Annotated in this window: 20 protein-coding genes and 3 tRNA genes; 16 read left to right on the top strand and 7 right to left on the bottom strand. The window is 68.8% G+C overall.

Features of this window, described 5'->3' with window-relative positions:
- The 9 genes from MKP15_RS08245 (at position 1) to MKP15_RS08205 (ending at position 8257) form a co-directional block, all read left to right on the top strand.
- The gene (locus tag MKP15_RS08245; RefSeq protein WP_240212379.1) at positions 1-681 is read left to right on the top strand and encodes a response regulator transcription factor; all 681 of its coding nucleotides are present in this window, start codon (positions 1-3) and stop codon (positions 679-681) included.
- Positions 681-2072, top strand: a complete 1392-nt coding sequence (locus tag MKP15_RS08240) for a sensor histidine kinase (RefSeq protein WP_240212378.1) — start codon at positions 681-683, stop codon at positions 2070-2072. Before MKP15_RS08245 ends, MKP15_RS08240 begins: the two co-directional genes overlap by 1 nt.
- Before the next feature lie 226 nt (positions 2073-2298).
- The gene (gene trpE / locus MKP15_RS08235; protein WP_240212377.1) at positions 2299-3774 is read left to right on the top strand and encodes an anthranilate synthase component I; all 1476 of its coding nucleotides are present in this window, start codon (positions 2299-2301) and stop codon (positions 3772-3774) included.
- 10 nt (positions 3775-3784) lie between these two features.
- Positions 3785-4546 carry a hypothetical protein gene (locus tag MKP15_RS08230; RefSeq protein ID WP_240212376.1) on the top strand — a complete coding sequence of 254 codons (762 nt, stop codon included), beginning with the start codon at positions 3785-3787 and terminating at the stop codon, positions 4544-4546.
- 10 nt (positions 4547-4556) lie between these two features.
- Entirely contained in the window at positions 4557-5141 is a 585-nt protein-coding gene (locus MKP15_RS08225) for an aminodeoxychorismate/anthranilate synthase component II (protein ID WP_104939721.1), read from the top strand.
- Positions 5135-5653: a DUF1543 domain-containing protein gene (locus MKP15_RS08220; RefSeq protein ID WP_240212375.1), complete on the top strand. Its 519-nt coding sequence runs from the start codon at positions 5135-5137 to the stop codon at positions 5651-5653. Before MKP15_RS08225 ends, MKP15_RS08220 begins: the two co-directional genes overlap by 7 nt.
- Before the next feature lie 13 nt (positions 5654-5666).
- Complete coding sequence (gene trpD, locus MKP15_RS08215; protein ID WP_240212374.1) at positions 5667-6698, top strand: anthranilate phosphoribosyltransferase; 1032 nt, start codon at positions 5667-5669, stop codon at positions 6696-6698.
- 51 nt (positions 6699-6749) lie between these two features.
- Positions 6750-7544 (top strand): indole-3-glycerol phosphate synthase TrpC, encoded by a 795-nt coding sequence (gene trpC, locus MKP15_RS08210; RefSeq protein ID WP_161614962.1) that lies wholly within the window; start codon positions 6750-6752, stop codon positions 7542-7544.
- A complete protein-coding gene (locus tag MKP15_RS08205; RefSeq protein ID WP_104939718.1) occupies positions 7541-8257 on the top strand; it encodes a haloacid dehalogenase-like hydrolase in 717 nt (238 codons plus the stop codon). The genes trpC and MKP15_RS08205 overlap by 4 nt, the downstream gene beginning before the upstream one ends.
- 42 nt (positions 8258-8299) lie before the next feature.
- Here the strand turns inward: MKP15_RS08205 and MKP15_RS08200 are convergent, their stop codons facing one another.
- Together MKP15_RS08200 and crp are read right to left on the bottom strand one after the other, a co-directional pair.
- A complete protein-coding gene (locus MKP15_RS08200; protein WP_161614961.1) occupies positions 8300-9058 on the bottom strand; it encodes a sulfite exporter TauE/SafE family protein in 759 nt (252 codons plus the stop codon).
- 281 nt (positions 9059-9339) lie between these two features.
- The gene (gene crp, locus MKP15_RS08195; RefSeq protein WP_104940282.1) at positions 9340-10029 is read right to left on the bottom strand and encodes a cAMP-activated global transcriptional regulator CRP; all 690 of its coding nucleotides are present in this window, start codon (positions 10027-10029) and stop codon (positions 9340-9342) included.
- Positions 10030-10185: 156 nt separating this feature from the next.
- Here crp and speD point away from each other — a divergent pair, with 156 nt between their 5' ends.
- Positions 10186-10980, top strand: a complete 795-nt coding sequence (gene speD / locus MKP15_RS08190; protein WP_054667806.1) for an adenosylmethionine decarboxylase — start codon at positions 10186-10188, stop codon at positions 10978-10980.
- A gap of 162 nt (positions 10981-11142) precedes the next feature.
- Entirely contained in the window at positions 11143-11457 is a 315-nt protein-coding gene (gene sugE / locus MKP15_RS08185) for a quaternary ammonium compound efflux SMR transporter SugE (RefSeq protein WP_240212373.1), read from the top strand.
- Positions 11458-11856: 399 nt separating this feature from the next.
- Here the strand turns inward: sugE and coq7 are convergent, their stop codons facing one another.
- Positions 11857-12501: a 2-polyprenyl-3-methyl-6-methoxy-1,4-benzoquinone monooxygenase gene (coq7, locus tag MKP15_RS08180; protein WP_240212372.1), complete on the bottom strand. Its 645-nt coding sequence runs from the start codon at positions 12499-12501 to the stop codon at positions 11857-11859.
- Positions 12502-12694: 193 nt separating this feature from the next.
- Between coq7 and rplM the strand changes: the two genes are divergently transcribed.
- Positions 12695-13123, top strand: a complete 429-nt coding sequence (gene rplM, locus MKP15_RS08175; RefSeq protein WP_056932810.1) for a 50S ribosomal protein L13 — start codon at positions 12695-12697, stop codon at positions 13121-13123.
- A 2-nt stretch (positions 13124-13125) separates the two neighbouring features.
- Positions 13126-13518, top strand: coding sequence for a 30S ribosomal protein S9 (gene rpsI, locus MKP15_RS08170; protein ID WP_054667799.1), 393 nt, complete (start codon positions 13126-13128; stop codon positions 13516-13518).
- Positions 13519-13703: 185 nt separating this feature from the next.
- Here rpsI and MKP15_RS08165 read toward each other — a convergent pair.
- From MKP15_RS08165 to MKP15_RS08155, 3 genes are all read right to left on the bottom strand, one after another.
- Positions 13704-13778 (bottom strand) — tRNA-Gln (locus MKP15_RS08165).
- A gap of 109 nt (positions 13779-13887) precedes the next feature.
- Positions 13888-13962: transfer RNA gene (locus MKP15_RS08160), tRNA-Gln, on the bottom strand.
- A gap of 31 nt (positions 13963-13993) precedes the next feature.
- Positions 13994-14070: transfer RNA gene (locus MKP15_RS08155), tRNA-Met, on the bottom strand.
- Positions 14071-14190: 120 nt separating this feature from the next.
- Here MKP15_RS08155 and MKP15_RS08150 point away from each other — a divergent pair.
- The 3 genes from MKP15_RS08150 (at position 14191) to bfr (ending at position 15741) form a co-directional block, all read left to right on the top strand.
- Positions 14191-14811: an RNA pyrophosphohydrolase gene (locus tag MKP15_RS08150; RefSeq protein ID WP_056932809.1), complete on the top strand. Its 621-nt coding sequence runs from the start codon at positions 14191-14193 to the stop codon at positions 14809-14811.
- A 106-nt stretch (positions 14812-14917) separates the two neighbouring features.
- Positions 14918-15127 (top strand): bacterioferritin-associated ferredoxin, encoded by a 210-nt coding sequence (locus MKP15_RS08145; RefSeq protein ID WP_104940281.1) that lies wholly within the window; start codon positions 14918-14920, stop codon positions 15125-15127.
- Between the two features lie 143 nt (positions 15128-15270).
- Positions 15271-15741, top strand: coding sequence for a bacterioferritin (gene bfr, locus MKP15_RS08140; RefSeq protein WP_104939714.1), 471 nt, complete (start codon positions 15271-15273; stop codon positions 15739-15741).
- Between the two features lie 177 nt (positions 15742-15918).
- Here the strand turns inward: bfr and MKP15_RS08135 are convergent, their stop codons facing one another.
- Positions 15919-18201 carry a hybrid sensor histidine kinase/response regulator gene (locus tag MKP15_RS08135; protein WP_240212371.1) on the bottom strand — a complete coding sequence of 761 codons (2283 nt, stop codon included), beginning with the start codon at positions 18199-18201 and terminating at the stop codon, positions 15919-15921.

Genomic DNA, 18201 nt, shown 5'->3' with positions numbered 1-18201 from the left:
ATGCGCATACTGGTCGTCGAGGACGATACCCAGATTTCGGCCTACATCGCCAAGGGACTGCGCGAGGACGGGCACGTCGTCGACTGCGTGGACAACGGCCGCGATGGCCTGTTCATGGCCACCACCGAAACCTACGCGGCGGTCGTGCTGGACCGCATGCTGCCCGGCCTGGACGGGCTCACCGTGCTGCGCACGCTGCGCGGCGCCGGCAATACGGTGCCGGTGCTGCTGCTGACCGCGCTGGCCGATGTCGACCACCGGGTGGAAGGCCTGCGCGCCGGTGCCGACGACTACCTGGTCAAGCCGTTCGCGTTCGCCGAACTCAGTGCCCGGCTCGATGGTCTGTCGCGGCGCGCTCCGGGGGCATCGCCGGCCGCCGTGTCGACGCGGCTGCAGGTGGCCGACCTGGAACTGGACCTGCTGCGCCGCACCGCCTCGCGCGCAGGCCGTGCCATCGACCTGCTGCCGCGCGAGTTCATGCTGCTGGAGTACCTGATGCGCAACGCCGGTCGCGTGGTCACCCGCACCATGCTGCTGGAGTCGGTGTGGAACTACCATTTCGATCCGCAGACCAACGTGATCGACGTGCACGTCAGCCGCCTGCGGCAGAAGATCGACCATGGCTTCGCCACGCCGCTGCTGCATACGGTGCGCGGCGCCGGCTACCGGCTCGACGGCTGATGCGCCTGCCGCGCTCCACCACCTCGCGGCTGGCGCTGGCGGTGTCGGTCGCGTTCCTGCTGGCGTTCATCGTGCTCGGCACCGGCGTCTATGCCGCGGTGTCCGCCCTGCTCGAGCGCGACGCGCACGAGGTCGTGCGTACCGACGCGGCCGGGCTGCGCGATCTCTACCGGCACGCCGGCTACGCGCGGCTGCGCGAGGAACTGCAGGGGCGTATCGGCACCCCGGACGACCCGGACATGGTGTACATGCTGCTGGACGCGCGCGGCGAGGTCATCGTCGGCACGCTGGCGAGCGTGCCGGGCTGGACCGCGCATGCGCGCTGGCTGGAGTTCACCGACGTCGAGGCCGACGACGCCCCGCGGGTGGTCGCGCACCAGCAGCGGCTGGACAACGGCCAGTACCTGGTCGCCGGCCTGCGCATGCGTTCGGAGGACGGCTTCCTGCGCCTGATCCTGCATTCGGCGCTGGCCGCGCTGCTGGCCGCGGCGGTGATGGGGGCGATGGTCGGCGGCTGGACCTCGCGCTGGGTGGCGCGCCGGCTCGGCAGCCTGGACCGCACCGCCGAGCGGGTGGCGGCCGGCGAAATGGACCTGCGCGTGCGCAGCGATGGCAGTGGCGATGCCTTCGACCGCGTCGCGCTGCGCTTCAATGGCATGCTCGACCGGATCCAGGCGCTGCTCGACGCGGTGCGCCACGCCACCGATCACATCGCCCATGACCTGCGCACTCCGCTGAGCCGCCTGCGCACCCGGCTGGAGGCGATGCGCGCGGTACCGGCCATTGCCGCGTCGCCGGCGGCGCTGGCCGAACTGGAGTCGGGGCTGGCCGAGGCCGACGGCCTGCTGCAGTCGTTTTCCGCGCTGCTGCGGCTGTCGCGGATCGAGGCGCAGGCGGCGACCACCGACGATGCCACCGTGGTCGACCTGGACCAGCTGGTCGCCGACGTGGTCGAGCTTTACCAGCCGGTCGCCGCGCAGCGCGGCATGCGCCTGTGCGTCTCCGGCGTGCCGCTGCAGGTGGCGGGCGACCCCGACCAGCTGTTCCAGGTGCTGGTGAACCTGCTCGACAACGCACTCAAGTACGGGCCCACCGGCGGTACCGTCAGCGTGGACACGGCGGTGGACGGCGAGCATGCCGTGCTGCGCATCCGCGACCAGGGCCCGGGCATCCCCGAAGGCGACCGCCAGCGCGTGTTCGATCGCTTCGAGCGCCTGCAGGCCGACCGCGGCCAGCCCGGTACCGGGCTGGGCCTGAGCCTGGTGCGCGCCATCGTCAGCCGCCATCGCGGCACCGTTGTGCTGTCCGCGGGCGACCCGGGCCCGGGCGGCACCCCGGGGCTGTGCGTGACCGTGCAGCTGCCACGGCGGCCGCCCGCTGCCCTGGCCTGAGGCCCGTGGAGGGGCGCCGCGCACCCCCAGGCGGGCTTGGACAGTTGCCCCTGCAAGCGTTCCGGCCGGGCATCGCGGCCCCCCGCTGCGGCCCATTTGCGGTACAGTTGCGCGGTGTCCATTCTGACGACCAAGCGTTCCCTTTCTTCCGCTCGCCGCTGGTGGCGATGGTGGCCCGTTGCCGTCGTCCGTACCGCCACCGTCGATTCCCGGAAGGAAAGCCGTCTTGATCACGCAAGAGCAGTTCCAGCAGCAGGCCGCTGAAGGCCATACCCGCATCCCCGTCGTCCGCGAAGTGCTGTCCGACCTGGACACGCCGCTGTCGGTCTACCTCAAGCTCGCCGACGGCCCGCATACCTACCTGTTCGAATCGGTCGAGGGCGGCGAACGCTTCGGCCGCTACTCGATCATCGGCCTGCCGGCGCGGCGCATCTACAGCGTCCGCGGCCATACGCTGGAAGTAAGCGAACTGGGTGAAGTGATCGAACGCCGCGAGGTCGCCGACCCGCTGGCCGAGGTCGAAGTCCTGCGTGCGCAGCACTCGGTGCCACAGTTCGATGGCCTGCCGGGTTTCACCGGCGGCCTGGTCGGCTGGTTCGGTTTCGAGTGCATCCAGTACATCGAGCCGCACCTGGGCGCGGGCGACAAACCCGACGAACTCGGCACACCGGACATCTACCTGATGCTCTCCGAAGAGCTGGCGGTGTTCGATAACCTCAAGGGCCGGCTGTACCTGATCGTGCATGCCGACCCGGCGCAGCCGCAGGCCTGGGCCCGCGCCAACCGCCGCCTGGACGAACTGGCGCACCGGCTGCGCCAGGGCGGGGCCGGCTACCCGCAGGCGCAGGTGTCCGATGCCATCGACGAGCAGGATTTCCAGTCCTCGTTCACCCGCGAGCAGTACCACGCGGTGGTGCGCAAGGCGCAGGAGTACGTGCGCGCTGGCGACATTTTCCAGGTGGTGCCGAGCCAGCGCCTGCGCGTGCCGTTCCGTGCGCGGCCGATCGACGTATACCGCGCGCTGCGGGCGCTGAATCCGTCGCCGTACATGTATTTCATCGACGTCGGCGGCACCCAGGTGGTCGGCTCCTCGCCGGAAATCCTCGCGCGGCTGCGCGATGGCATGGTCACCGTGCGCCCGATCGCCGGCACCCGCCCGCGCGGCGCCACGCCGGAGCAGGACAAGGCGCTGGAGGTCGAGCTGCTGGCCGATCCCAAGGAGCGCGCCGAACACGTGATGCTGATCGACCTGGGCCGCAACGACGTCGGCCGCATCGCCGAGCCGGGCACGGTGAGGGTGGGGGAGCAGTTCGTGATCGAACGCTACAGCCATGTCATGCACATCGTCAGCGAAGTCACCGGCACCTTGAAGGCCGGGTTGAGCTACAGCGACGTGCTGCGCGCCACGTTCCCGGCCGGCACCGTCAGCGGCGCGCCCAAGATCCGCGCGCTGGAGATCATCCGCGAGCTGGAGCCGGTCAAGCGTAACGTCTACTCCGGCGCGGTCGGCTACATCGGCTGGCATGGCGACGGCGACACCGCCATCGCCATCCGCACCGCGGTCATCCAGGGCGGTTACCTTTATGTGCAGGCCGGCGGCGGCGTGGTCTACGACTCCGACCCGGACGCCGAGTGGCAGGAGACCATGAACAAGGGCCGCGCGCTGTTCCGCGCGGTGGCGCAGGCGGCGAAAGGGCTGTGAGGTGAACGGCATGGCCGCCAATTGCCTGCCAGTCGTCCTGCTCGCTGCAGTGATGGGAGCGGCGACGACGGTGTCCTCTGCGCGAGCCGCTGGCACCGTGGATGGCGCGCAGGCGGCGGTCCGTGCCGAAGGCAGGGTCGTTCATTACGACGGCCGGATAACGCAGGCCTCCGTTGCCGCGGTACGCATGCTGCTTGAGGCCGACGGCTCGTTGAAGGAACTGGCGATCCGCTCGGGCGGCGGCGATGTCGAAGCCGGGCTGGCGCTGGGCGGGCTGGTCCGTGACCGCGGCCTGGACGTGCGCGTCGTCGGTGATGTCTGCATGTCGTCCTGCGCGAATTACGTGTTTCCGGCAGGTCGGCGGAAGATCGTGGAAAGCGGCGCGCTGGTGATCTGGCACGGCTCCATGATCCAGAAGAATCTGCTTGAGGATTTTGATTACTCGGGCGTGCAGAAGCAGCTCGGCCGGCCACCTACCTGGTGGGAGCGGTGGTCCATGAAGCGGACGGCCAGGCAGTGGCTGCGCAGGATCTCGGCCGAGCAGGCCGCGTTCTACGCCAGGATCGGAGTCGATCCGCGGATAACGGTGCTCGGCCAGCTGCAGGACTGCGGGTGCAACTGGACCGTTACGGTCGCGGACATGGCGAAATTTGGAATCGATTCGGTGGCGGCCGACCCCGCTTATGGCATGCCCGGCTACGGGCGCTGGGACGGGGAATGGCGGCTGGTGGCCGACCACCCGCAGCCGCTCGCCGCAACAGGACAACGATGAGAGACGAACCATGCTGTTGATGATCGACAACTACGACAGCTTCACCTTCAACCTCGTGCAGTACCTGCAGATGCTGGGCGCCGAGGTGAAGGTGGTGCGCAACGACGCGCTCAGCGTCGAGCAGATCGCCGCGCTCAATCCCTCGCACATCGTGGTGTCGCCGGGGCCGAAGACGCCCGACGACGCCGGCGTGTCGCTGGAGGTAATCCGTCGGCTCGGCCCGACCATCCCGGTCTTCGGCGTGTGCCTGGGCCACCAGAGCATCGGCCAGGTGTATGGCGGTGACGTGATCCGCGCCGGCAACATCATGCACGGCAAGACCTCGCCGATCCGCCACGAGGGCAAGGGCGTGTTCGCCGGCCTGCCGGACCGCTACGAGGCCACGCGCTATCACTCGCTGGTGGTGGACAAGAACACGCTGCCGGACGTGCTGGAGATCACCGCCTGGACCGAGAACCCGGACGGCTCGATGGAGGAGATCATGGGCCTGCGCCACCGCCAGTACCCGGTGGAAGGCGTGCAGTTCCATCCCGAGTCCATCCTCACCCAGCACGGCCACGCGCTGATGAAGAACTTCCTGGACCGCACGTGCTGAGCGGCACCGAAGCGCTGCGGCTGTTCGTGGTAATGCTCGGCGGCCGCCATGCGCGCGCCAACACCGAAGTGCATGACGTGGTGTTCGCCGTGGCCCCCGGTATCGAGCAGAGCTACCCGCAGCTGCGCCAGCAATGGTTCGGCGATGCGGCGGGGCTGCACCTGGATTCGTGGATGACGGTCGATGGCGTCGAGCAGTGGCAGGTGCGCCTGTCCGCGGACGTGCCGGCCGCCGATGCACCGCGGCTCTACTTCGTGAACCTGGGCGGCTACGTCGCCGGCGAGTTCGGCGAGGCCCACCGCTACCTGCTGGTGGTCGCCGACGACCCGGCCGACGCCAAGCGCAAGGCGCTGCGGCAGGCCGGCGCGGCATGGATCAAGCCACACCGCGACGCCCTGTTCGAGGTCGACAGCTGCCTGCCCGTCGGCCCCATCGGCGGTCTGCACGTGCACCTGGTTCCCGGCGCCCACGAAGGCATCCGCTGCCAGAGCGATTACATCGTCATTTCCTGATCCTGGAGTTTTCATGACCATCACCGCGCAGGAAGCCCTGCAACGCACCATCGAGCACCGCGAGATCTTCTTCGACGAGATGGTCGACCTGATGCGGCAGATCATGCGTGGCGAGGTGTCCCCGACCATGACCGCGGCCATCCTCACCGGACTGCGGGTGAAGAAGGAAACCGTCGGCGAGATCGCCGGCGCGGCCACGGTGATGCGCGAGTTCGCGCTGCCGGTGGCGGTGGCCGACAAGACCCACCTGGTCGACATCGTCGGCACCGGCGGCGACGGCTCGCATACCTTCAACATCTCCACCTGCTCGATGTTCGTGGTGGCCGCGGCCGGCGCCAGGGTGGCCAAGCACGGCAACCGCAGCGTGTCGTCCAAGTCCGGCAGCGCCGATGCGGTGGAGGCGCTGGGCGCGGCGATCGAGCTGCAGCCGGACCAGGTGGCCCGGCTCATCGAACAGACCGGCATCGGCTTCATGTTCGCGCCGATGCACCACCCGGCGATGAAGGTGGTGGCGCCGGTACGCCGCGAGATGGGCGTGCGCACCATCTTCAACATCCTCGGCCCGCTGACCAACCCCGTGGGCGCCACCAACATCCTCATGGGCGTGTTCCACCCCGACCTGGTGGGCATCCAGGCGCGGGTGCTGCGCGAGCTCGGCGCGGAGCGTGCGCTGGTGGTGTGGGGGCGTGACAACATGGATGAGATTTCGCTCGGCGCCGGCACCCTGGTCGGCGAGCTGCGCGACGGCAAGGTGCGCGAGTACGAGATCCACCCGGAGGATTTCGGCATCGCCATGTCGGCCAGCCGCAACCTCAAGGTCGCCGATCCGGCAGAGTCCATCGCCATGCTGCGCGGCGTGCTCGACAACCAGCCCGGCCCGGCCAACGACATCGTCGCGCTCAATGCCGGCGCCGCGCTGTACGCTGCCGGCGTGGCCGACAGCATCGCCGATGGCCTGGCGCGGGCGCGCGCGGTCATCGCAGACGGCAGCGCCCGCGCACGCATGCAGCAGTACGTCGCCGCCAGCCGCGCGCTGGCCGGTTGAGCGCCCCCCGTCTTCCCCTACCGCCGTACCGCATTCCAGGAAAGCAGAGCCATGAGCGACATCCTCAACACCATCCTTGCCCGCAAGACGCAGGAGGTGGCCGAGCGCAGTGCCCGCGTGCCGCTGGCCGAGCTGAGGGCGCGCGTGGCCGACGCGCCGCCGGTGCGCGGTTTCGCCAGTGCGCTGCAGGCGGCCATCGCCAACGGCGACCCGGCGGTGATCGCCGAAGTCAAGAAGGCCAGCCCGTCCAAGGGCGTGATCCGCCCCGACTTCCGCCCCGCGGAGATCGCGGTGAGCTATGAGCTGGGCGGCGCCAGCTGCCTGTCGGTGCTCACCGACGTGGACTTCTTCCAGGGCGCCGACGCCTACCTGCGGGAGGCGCGCGAGGCCTGCACGCTGCCGGTGCTGCGCAAGGATTTCGTCATCGACCCCTATCAGGTGGTCGAGGCCCGCGTGCTGGGCGCGGACTGCATCCTGCTCATCGTTTCGGCGCTGGACGACCGCCAGCTGGCCGGGTTGTCCGACCTGGCGATGCAGCTGGGCATGGACGTGCTGGTGGAAGTCCATGACATCGACGAGCTGGAGCGCGCGATCCAGGTGCCGGTACCGCTGGTGGGCATCAACAACCGCAACCTGCGCACCTTCGAGGTATCGCTGGACACCACCCTGTCGATGCGCGCCGCGGTGCCGCGCGACCGCCTGCTGGTCACCGAGAGCGGCATCCTCGGCCCGGGCGACGTCAGGACCATGCGCGAGGCCGGCGTCAACGCCTTCCTGGTCGGCGAGGCCTTCATGCGCGTGGAGGAGCCGGGCGAGGGCCTGCGTCAGCTATTCTTCAGCGCATGACCGAGTCCTACCCCGTTCCCCGCGACGACGCGCAGCTGGTCGTCTTCGATTTCGACCACACCCTGTACGACGGCGATTCCGGCAGCCACCTGTTCGCCTGGCTGATCCGCCGCAACCCGCTGCGGATGCTGGCGGCAGTGCTGGCCACGCCGCTGTTGGGCCCGCTGGTGGCGCTGCTGCCGACGCGCCGTTTCGGCATCTCCGGCTACGTGTGGATCGCGACGTTCGGCCTGCACCGGGCTCGCGAGTTCAACGGCATCATCGACCAGTACGTGCGCGCGCACGAGCCGGCCATCCGCGCGCGCCTGCTGCCGCGCGCGCTGGCGGTGTTCGCCGCGCATCGCCGCGCCGGCGACCGGGTGGTGGTCGCGACCGGTGCGCCACCGGAGCTGGCGCGGGCCATCCTGGCCTTCGTCGCGCACCAGGACGTGCCGGTGGTCGGCAGCGAAGTGGGGCCGCGGCTGGGCGCCATGGGCGCCACCCGCCACTGCCACAACGAAGAGAAGATGCGCATGCTGCGCGAGCGCGGCTATGGCGACATCGCCATCGCCTATTCGGACAGCACCGCCGACCTGCCGCTGCTGCGCGCGGCCAGGGCGCCGGTGGTGGTCAACCCCAAACAGGCACGGGTGGCCTATTTCCGCCGGGTGCTGCCGGCCGGCACCCGCATCCTCAACTGGGGCTGCGTCGACCGCGGCGGCGAACCGGCCTGAGCGGCGCCGCCGGCCGGTGGCCGTGGCCGCGCCCGGCGGCGGTCATCCCAGCCAGCGGTGCAGCGCGTGTCCGATCTGGAACAGGCTGATCGACAGCACCAGCACGCCCACCGCCACCAGCACCCAGCGCTCCTTGAGGCGCTTGACCAGCAGCGCCGCCACCGGCGCGGCCATCATCCCGCCCACCAGCAGTCCGGCGACGATGGACAGGTGCTGCAGCCCCATCGACAGCAGGAAGGTGGCCGAGATCGACAGGGTGACGATGAACTCGGCGGCATTCACCGTGCCGATGGTGGTGCGGGCTTGGCCGCCGCGCGCGAGCAGGGTCGAGGTCGCCACCGGCCCCCAGCCGCCGCCGCCACTGGCGTCGAGCAGGCCGGCGAAGAAGCCCAGCACCGGTACCCGTTGCACCTCGCTGCGCGGGGTGAAGCGGCCGGCCGCGCGGGCCAGGATGAAGATCGCCAGCGCCAGCAGGTAGAGATAGATGAAGGGGCGGATGAACTCGCCGGGCAACTGGGTCAGGACATAGGCGCCCAGCGCGCCGCCGACCGCCCCCGGCAATGCCAGGCGCAGGAACAGCCGCCGGTCGACATTGCCCGCTGCCAGATGCGATACGCCGGACGCGCCGGTGGTGAACACCTCGGCCGTGTGGATGCTGGCGCTCACCGCCGCCGGCGGCAGGCCCATGCTCAGCAGGACCGACGAGGACACCAGCCCGAACGCCATGCCCAGCGCGCCATCGACCAGCTGTGCCCCGATCCCGATCAGGATGAACCAGTAGAACTCGCTTCCAAATTCCATTCGTGGAGACTGCTGGGTAAGGAAGGGAACCGTCAAGGCAGCAGCAATGTCCCGCAGTGCCAGGCTGCGGGGCTTGCGACGTCATGTTTCCGCCGAGGCAGCCCCCTTTGGTGAAGGGGGCGCGCCGACAGGCGCACGGGTGAAGATGGCCTGCCTGCGCGGTACTGCCGCGCGGGCCATCCGAACGACCGGCGCGCTGCGCCGGGCCGGGGAAGGGCAAAACAGAAGCTGGGGCCCAGCGGTTTGCGAAGCAAACGTTGGGGCTGATACGTGAATACGTATCAGCGCGTTCCGTACAGCACGATGGTCTTGCCGCGCGCGTGCAGGATGCCGTCGGCCTGCAGCTTCTTGAGCACGCGCCCGGCCATTTCCCGCGAACAGCCCACCAGCCGGGCGATCTCCTGGCGCGACACGCGCAGCTGGGTGCCCTGCGGATGACTCATCGATTCCGGCTCGCGGGCCAGGTCGTGCAGGGTGCGCACGATGCGGTCGGTCACATCCAGGAACGCCAGGCGGCTGGCCTTGCGGCTGGTATGCAGCAGGCGCCGTGAAATCTGCGAGCCGATGGCGTACAGCAGCCGCGGGGCGTCGCTGGACAGCGGCCCGAGGAACAGCTGGTGCAGCCGTTCGTAGCTGATCTCGGCCAGTTCGCAGGGGGTACGGGTGCGCAGGATCACCTCGCGCTTGTCCGATTCGATGAACAGGCCCATCTCGCCGACGAACTCGCCAGCGCCGAAGTAGCCCAGCACCAGCTCGCGGTCCTCGTCCTCCTCGGCGATGATGCTGACCGAGCCGCTGACCACGTAATACATGGTGCCGGCCGGGTCGCCCGGGCGGAACACATCGGTGCGCGCCGGATAGCGGCGGCGGTGGCTGTGGGCCAGGAACCGATCGATGGTGGCGATGTCCAGGGCCAAGGGGCTGGAGGCGAGGCGCACGGTAGGCACGGTGTTGGCGATCCCTGGACTCATGATGACGTTCATGTTCGTGTTTATGAACTTGTCTTAACGGACAAGCTTAGCGACGCCGGCCATAAGGGGCAAACGCCTGTTGGCCGCGCACGTTTCGCCAGGGGGCGGTTTGCCCCATAATTGCCCCCTTTCCCACCATTCACAGGACCGACCGCCGTGGTCAAGCCGTTGCCTCGCCTGAGGTTGCAGGGTTTCAACAACCTCACCAAGGCGCTGAGCTTCAACATCTATGACGTCTGCTATGCGCGTACCGAAGAGGAGCGCCAGCGTTACATCGAGTACATCGACGAGGAATACAACGCCGATCGACTCACGCAGATCCTCACCGATGTGGCCGAGATCATCGGCGCCAACATCCTGAACATCGCCCGTCAGGATTACGATCCGCAGGGTGCGTCGGTGACCATCCTCATCTCCGAGGAGCCGGTGATCGACAAGAAGGCCGCAGGCAAGGAGCTGATCTCCGACGCCGTGGTCGCGCACATGGACAAGAGCCACATCACCGTCCATACCTATCCCGAGACCCACCCGCAGGAAGGCATCGCCACCTTCCGCGCCGACATCGACGTCGCCACCTGCGGCGTGATCTCGCCGCTGAAGGCGTTGAACTACCTGATCGAGAGCCTCGAGTCGGACATCGTGATCATGGACTACCGCGTCCGTGGCTTCACCCGCGACGTGAAGGGCAAGAAGCACTTCATCGACCACAAGATCAACTCGATCCAGAACTTCCTGGCCAAGAACATCAAGTCGCGCTACGAGATGTTCGACGTCAACGTCTACCAGGAAAACATCTTCCACACGAAGATGCACCTGAAGGACTTCGACCTGGACCAGTACCTGTTCGAGGAGAAGGCGAAGAACCTGTCGTTCAAGGAGCGCATGAAGATCGAGGCGCTGCTGCGCCGCGAGATCGAGGAGCTGTTCCACGGTCGCAACCTGGCCGAGTGACGGTTACATGCGGTTCGGGGAGCGGTTGCTAGCCTGCCGCTCCTGAAATACCCGGCGGGACGGCCCGCCCCGTGGAGCGATCCGCGGACCACAGCCGACGGCGGCCCGGTGCTCACGCACCGGGCCGCTTCTTTTTTTGTCCCGTACCCAAGGAGGAAACCCGTGGCCTGGATCTATCTGCTGGTGGCCGGTCTGTTCGAAGTCGTCTGGGCGATCGGCCTGAAGTACACCGAGGGCTGGACCCGCCTGTGGCCCAGCCTGGGCACCCTGGCCGCGATGGGGGTCAGCTTCTGGTGTCTGTCGCAGTCGCTCAAGTCGATCCCGATCGGCACCGGTTATGCGATCTGGACCGGGATCGGCGCGGTCGGCGCCGCGGCGCTGGGCATCGTGCTGTTCGGTGACAGCGCCTCGTGGCCGCGGCTGCTGTGCATCGGGCTGATCGTGTCCGGCGTGATCGGGCTGAAAGTGGTGGGGTGATCCTGGCCGCGGCGCGGCCAGGCCCCGGGGCTTGTGTGGCCAGCCCCGGGGCCCGCCGCGGGGCGGCCCATCCCGCGCGCCTTCGGTGCGCCGGCTTTTGCAAAGGCCGCGGCGCACCGGACGGGTTGCAGGCCTCGTGCGTTCCGCTGTGTGGACTGGGTGCGCGGGGGCTGGCCGGCGCTGGCCTTTGCGGCCCGGGCGACCGGTGCCATCACTGCGCGGATCGGCAGTGGCAGGGGCGGGGCGGCGGGTGCTGCCTCCGCGGGCGCCGCGCTGAACCCGGCCGGGGCGTCGGGTTCGCCTGTCCCCGCGGCGATCGTCGCGCCCGCCTGGAGAAAGGCGGTGCTGCAGGGGGCTCCGGGCGCTCCAGGCGTTGCGCCGTGGGCCCGGGGCCTGGATTCAGAGGCGATAGGCGATGGCTTTCATGGCGCGCGAGGCCAGTGCCATCGCCGCCGGGATCGGTGGCGGCAGGAGTCGCGCGCCGGCGTGTTCGGCATGGTCGGCGTGGCGCGCCTCGTCGATCTTCATGACCTTGAGGATCTCGCGGCTGCGCTGGTCGGCCGCTGGCAGGGTCTCCAAGTGTTCGTCCAGGTGCGCCTCGACCTGGCGCTCGGTTTCCACCACGAAACCCAGGTTCCAGCCGTCGCCGCGCAGCCCGGCGAGGGTGCCGATGGCATAGCTGCCGGCATACCACAGCGGGTTGAACAGGCTGGGGCGGCTGTCGAGCTCGCGCAGGCGGTCCGCACACCAGCCCAGGTGGTCGGTCTCTTCCTGCGCCGCTGCCAGCAGGTGCGCGCGGGTGGACGGATCGCGGGCGACGGCCGCCTGTCCAAAATACAGCCCCTGTGCGCAGACTTCGCCGACGTGGTTGATGCGCATCAGGCCCGCGGCGTGGCGCCTTTCATCGGGTTCCAGCACCACGTCCGGGGTGTCGCCGGCCGGGTTGGGCCGGCGCGCCGACGGGTTGCCGAACACCGTGTCCAGGGCGCGCTGGGCCTCGGTCAGCAGGCGATCCAGGGGCGTGAAGGCGCGGTCGGTGATCATGGCGTCCAGGCGGGGTGGGGGAGAGCCGGATTCTCGCCGCTGTCCCCGGGGCTGCCAAGGCCGGGCGGGCGGCAGCTTGCGTGAGCCGGCCGCGGCCGGTACAATCCCGCCTCTTGTGTTTCACCTTCACAACGCGTGGCAGAGTTCCGGCAGTGCAGCGCCGCAATGAGCCCGACCTAACCTGAGTTCTTTCATGAGCACTTTCACCGCAAAGAACGAGACCGTCCAGCGTGACTGGTATCTCGTCGACGCCTCGGGCAAGACCCTGGGCCGTCTGGCCACCGAGCTGGCCCGCCGCCTGCGTGGCAAGCACAAGCCGGTCTACACCCCGCACGTCGATACCGGCGACTACCTGGTTGTCATCAACGCAGAAAAGATTGTCGTCACCGGCAAGAAGCTGCAGGACAAGCAGTACCACCGCTTCACCGGCTACATCGGCAACCTGAAGACCGAGACCCTGGCCCAGGCGCTGGAGCGTCACCCGGAGCGCGTGATCGAGATCGCTGTCAAGGGCATGCTGCCGAAGGGCCCGCTGGGTCGCGCCATGTACCGCAAGCTCAAGGTCTACGCCGGCGCCGAGCATCCGCACGCCGCCCAGCAGCCGCAAGTTCTGGATATCTAATCATGGCTATCACGCAAAACTACGGCACTGGCCGCCGCAAGTCCTCCACCGCCCGCGTGTTCCTGCGCAAGGGTTCGGGCAACATCACCGTCAATGGCCGTCCGCTGGACGAGTTCTTCGGCCGTGAGACCGCGCGCATGATCGTGCGCCAGCCGCTCGAGCTGACCAAGAACACCGAGAGCTTCGACGTCATCGTCACCGCCACCGGCGGCGGCACCACCGGCCAGGCCGGTGCGATCCGCCTGGGCATCGCCCGTGCCCTGGTCGAGTACGACGAAGGCCTGAAGTCCGAGCTGCGCAAGGCCGGCTTCATGACCCGCGACGCCCGCGAAGTCGAGCGCAAGAAGGTTGGTCTGCACAAGGCCCGCCGCGCCACCCAGTTCTCCAAGCGCTGATCCATCGCGCCTGGCGTGGGATCCTCCGGGATCCCGCTGGGAAAACAAAAGCCCGGCCTTGGCCGGGCTTTTGTCGTTCAAGGGTGGCGCGAAGGCCATGCCGCGCGGGCGCCCGGTCGAGGTGCCTGCCGATGGCAGGAGGGGCAAAAAGAAAGGCCTGATCTTTCGATCAGGCCTTTGCTGTTTGGCAGCCCCGGAAGGATTCGAACCTCCGAATGCCTGAGTCAGAGTCAGGTGCCTTACCGCTTGGCGACGGGGCTAGGCAGGGGTGGATTATCGCATGCCGCGGCGGCCGAGGCCAACAGGCGTGGCAAGACCGCTGGAGCAGGCAAAAAAAAGACCAGATCTTTCGATCTGGTCTTCGGTATCTGGCAGCCCCGGAAGGATTCGAACCTCCGAATGTCTGAGTCAGAGTCAGATGCCTTACCGCTTGGCGACGGGGCTGTGGCTTTCAGGAGCCGGGCTCCTGCTCCCTTGGTGGCTATGGGTGGACTCGAACCACCGACCCCAGCATTATGAGTGCTGTGCTCTAACCGGCTGAGCTACATAGCCTCAGGGAGCCCGCAATTCTGCGTATCGGCGGCTTGCCTGTCAACTGTTTTTTCCGCGCTTGTGGCATTGCAGCGGCCATGGCAGAGTCCAAGCCAGTAGAAATATTTAGGAGTCCGCATCGTGATCGATCCGGACGGCTATCGACCGAACGTCGGCATCGTGCTGATGCGGGAAGACGGACAGGTGTTCTGGGCACGACGCGTGCGCCGGGATGGCTGGCAGTTCCCGCAGGGTGGGATGAACTCCGACGAGACCCCGGTCGAGGCCATGTATCGCGAGTTGCAGGAAGAAACCGGCCTGTTGCCTGAACATGTCGAAGTGCTCGGGGCTACCCCGGGCTGGCTTCGCTACCGGTTGCCCAGTCGCGCCATCCGCCGCACCGAGAAGCAGGTCTGCATCGGCCAGAAGCAGGTCTGGTTCCTGCTGCGGCTGACCGGCGACGAGGGCCATGTGCGCCTGGACCATACCGAGGCCCCCGAGTTCGACCATTGGCGCTGGGTGGATTTCTGGTATCCGGTCGAGCATGTGGTGATGTTCAAGCGCGGGGTCTACGCGCGTGCGCTGCGGCACCTGGCGCCGCTGGCGCGTGGCATCGCCGGGCAGGGCGTTACCGCGATGCCGAAGAGCGCCCAGGAGGCGTGGATGCCGGGCCATGCGGCGGGCCATGAGCGCCCGCGCAAGCGGTCCCGCAAGCGCGGCTATTGGCCGCGCAAGGCGCAGGGCGAGGGGCCGACGGCCTGACCGGCACTGTCTGATCGAGAACGATTCAGGATTTTAATTGACAATCGTTCTCGTTTTCGCTGGAATGGTGTCCGGCCACTCCCGGCCGGTCCTGCCCAGCGCCCCCGTGTACGTCTGCATCTGCAACGGTGTCACCGACCACCAGATCCGCGAAGCGGCCGACAACGGCTGCAGTTCGGTTGCCGAACTGACGATGCGTACCGGCTGCGGTTCCAACTGCGGTTCCTGCCTGGAGATGGCGGGCGAGCTGCTGGCCCGGGCACGCGCGGCGCGCGACCTGCCGCTGCCGATCCTCGGCCTGGCCAGGGTGGCCTGAAGAACGTCGCGGCGCACCGCCGGGGTGACCTCACGGGACGCTGCCGCCATCGCGGCCGGACCAATGCATACGATTCGCGTTCCTTCATCGCCGCACGCGTGACGCTACAGTGCGCGCGTTCAACGCGTGCAGGAGCAACACCCATGAAAGGCGACGCCAAGGTCATCGAATTCCTCAACAAGGTGCTCTACAACGAGCTGACCGCGATCAACCAGTACTTCCTGCACGCCAAGATGCTGAAGAACTGGGGCCTGAAGGAACTGGCCGAGCACGAGTACAAGGAATCCATCGACGAGATGAAGCATGCGGACGCCTTGTCCGACCGCATCCTGTTCCTCGAGGGGCTGCCGAATTTCCAGGCGCTGGGCAAACTGCGCATCGGCGAGAGCCCGGTGGAAATCCTGCGTTGCGACCTGGCGCTGGAAACCTCGGCCGTGGCGGTGCTGCGCGAAGCCGTGGCGTACGCCGAGAGCATCGGCGACTACGTCAGCCGCGAGCTGTTCGTGAAGATCCTCGATTCCGAGGAAGAGCACATCGACTGGCTGGAAACCCAGCTCGACCTGATCGAGCGCATCGGCGAACCGAACTACCTGCTGACCAAGCTGGACGATTGAGCCTGCGGCCCGGCGCCGCGCCGGGCACTGCCGGCTCTCCGGCTACGGCGCGTCCGCGCCGCCGTGTGCCAGGGCATCCCTCACCTGCGCAGTGCGGTGCTGCCTGCGCGGCGGTGATCTCACTCCCTTGCCCGCACGCGCGCTCGGGCGCGACGCGCGCATGCGCATGACCCGGGTTCAGGCCTGCACGGCGCGTTCGCCGCGCATGTCCGACTGGTAGCCGATCAACGCCAGCCGCGCGCGCGCGAACTCGGCGATGATCAGCGCGACCATGACCGCCGGGCGTTCCAGCTTGCCGGCGCGGGCGGCCAGTTCGACCCGGCGTGCGGCGGCCGACAGTGCCAGCGCGCCGACGTTGGCGCTGGCCGATTTGAGGCTGTGCGCAAGCTCACGCAGCTGCTCCAGGTCGGGAGCGACCGCGGCCTCCTGCAGCTGCCGCACCAGCGGGGTGGTGTCGTCGAGGAACACGTCGATGATGGTGGCGGTCTCGGCGCCGGCGATCTCGCGCAGTTCGTCCAGCACCTCGCGGTCGAGCACCGGCAGGGTGGTGGCCTGCACGGCCGAGGCCGGCGCCTCTTCGACCTGGGCGGGCGCCGCCTGCGGCGGTGCTTCGCCGGCAGCGGCCGAGGACCCGCACCAGCGCAGCAGACAAGCCTGCAGGCCTTCGCGCGAAATGGGCTTGGAAAGGTAATCGTCCATGCCCGCGTCCAGGCAGCGCTGGCGGTCGCCGACCATGGCGTTGGCGGTCATGGCGATGATCGGCAGGCGCGCGGCCTGCGTGGCGGCCTCGTGCTCGCGCCAGCGGCGGGTGGCGGCGTAACCGTCCAGGACCGGCATCTGGCAGTCCATCAGCACCGCCTGGTAGCGGGTGGCGTGCAGCTTGTCCAGCGCCAGCTGGCCGTTGATGGCGGTGTCCACTTCGCAGCCGAGCACGCCCAGCAGCTTCTGCGCCACCAGCAGGTTGACCGGGTTGTCCTCGACCAGCAGCACCCGCGCGCCGGCCAGCCCGCCGGCGCGTGCCGGCGGCACGTCGGCATGCGGCGCTTCCGCTGCGGTGGCGGGCGTCTGCTGGAGCGGGAGCGGCGCGCGGGTGGCCGGTTCGCTCAAGGCCGTTCGCAGTGCCGCATCGGCCGCCTCGCGCGCGATCACGCGCGCACTGTCGTGCAGCTCGGCCGGCAGCGGCGCATCGCCCTGCAGCCAGACCAGGCGGTGCTCGCCGCTGGCGCGCTGCAGCGCCGCCACCCCCAGGCGCAGCGACGGCAGGTCGCCGATGACGGCATGCCAGGGCTGCGGCGTGCCGCCGGCGCGCAGCAGGTCCAGCGCTTCCTGCACCGTGTCCACGCTGCGCACGTCGAACCCCCAGTTCGGCAGCACCAGCTCCAGCCGCTGGCGCAGGCGCGCGTCGGTGGACACCAGCAGCACCCGGGGATGGGCGGCATGCGCGGGCGCGCGCAGGTCGCCGATCACCTTCAGCAGCGGAATCTCGAACCAGAAGGTCGAACCCTGGCCCGGTACCGAGTCCAGGCCGATCTTGCCGTGCATCAGGTCGATGATGCGCTTGCAGATGGCCAGCCCCAGGCCGGTGCCACCGTACAGGCGGGTGGTCGAGGCGTCGGCCTGGGTGAAGGCGCTGAACAGGCGTTGCTGCTGGTCGGCGTCGATGCCGATGCCGGTGTCGCGGACCTCGAAGCGCAGCAGGTGCTGGGCATTGGTCTCGCCCATGCGCCGCACCTGCACCTGGATGCCGCCGCGCTCGGTGAACTTGATCGCATTGACCATCAGGTTGCTGAGGACCTGGCGCAGGCGCACCGGGTCGCCGCGCACCGCCAGCCGCACCGCCGGATCGAGCGCCAGGGTGATGTCCAGCCCCTTGTGCGCCGCCGAACGCCGCATCAGCTGCAGCAGCGAATCGAGCAGTTCGCGCAGGTTGAAGGTGGTGATCTCCAGCTCCAGCCGCTGCGCTTCGAGCTTGGAGTAGTCGAGGATGTCGTCGACGATGCGGAACAGCGCACGCGAGCTTTCGCTGGCGGTGTTGAGCATCTCGCGCTGCTCGGCGCCCAGCGGCCCCTGCGCGACCATCTCCAGCATCGGGATGATGCCGTTGAGCGGGGTGCGGATCTCGTGGCTCATGGTGGCCAGGAACTCGCCCTTGGCCAGCATCGCCGCTTCGGCGTCCTGCTTGGCCTGCAGCAGTTGCTGCTCCAGCTGCACATGGCGCTGCTGTTCCTGGCGCAGGCGCTGCAGCTCGCGCTCGTTGTCGCGCGCGCGCCGCGCGAACGCGGCGGAGGTTTCGGCCAGGGCGCGCGCGGCGAGCGCCGCCAGCAGCGCGCACAGGCAGGCAAACCCGGCCAGGACGGTGGACACCGCGTGCGCCGGCAACGGCGGCGGCAGCCACTGCGCCGCGCCCGCGGCCACCGCGAGCATCGCCGAAGCCATGGCCCAGCGGTTGGCTGCCCGCAT

Source organism: Stenotrophomonas sp. Y6 (assembly GCF_022436665.1).
Classification (GTDB): domain Bacteria; phylum Pseudomonadota; class Gammaproteobacteria; order Xanthomonadales; family Xanthomonadaceae; genus Stenotrophomonas; species Stenotrophomonas acidaminiphila_A.
Note: the sequence above shows the minus strand (reverse complement) of the source record. Positions and strands in the feature narration are given on the sequence as shown.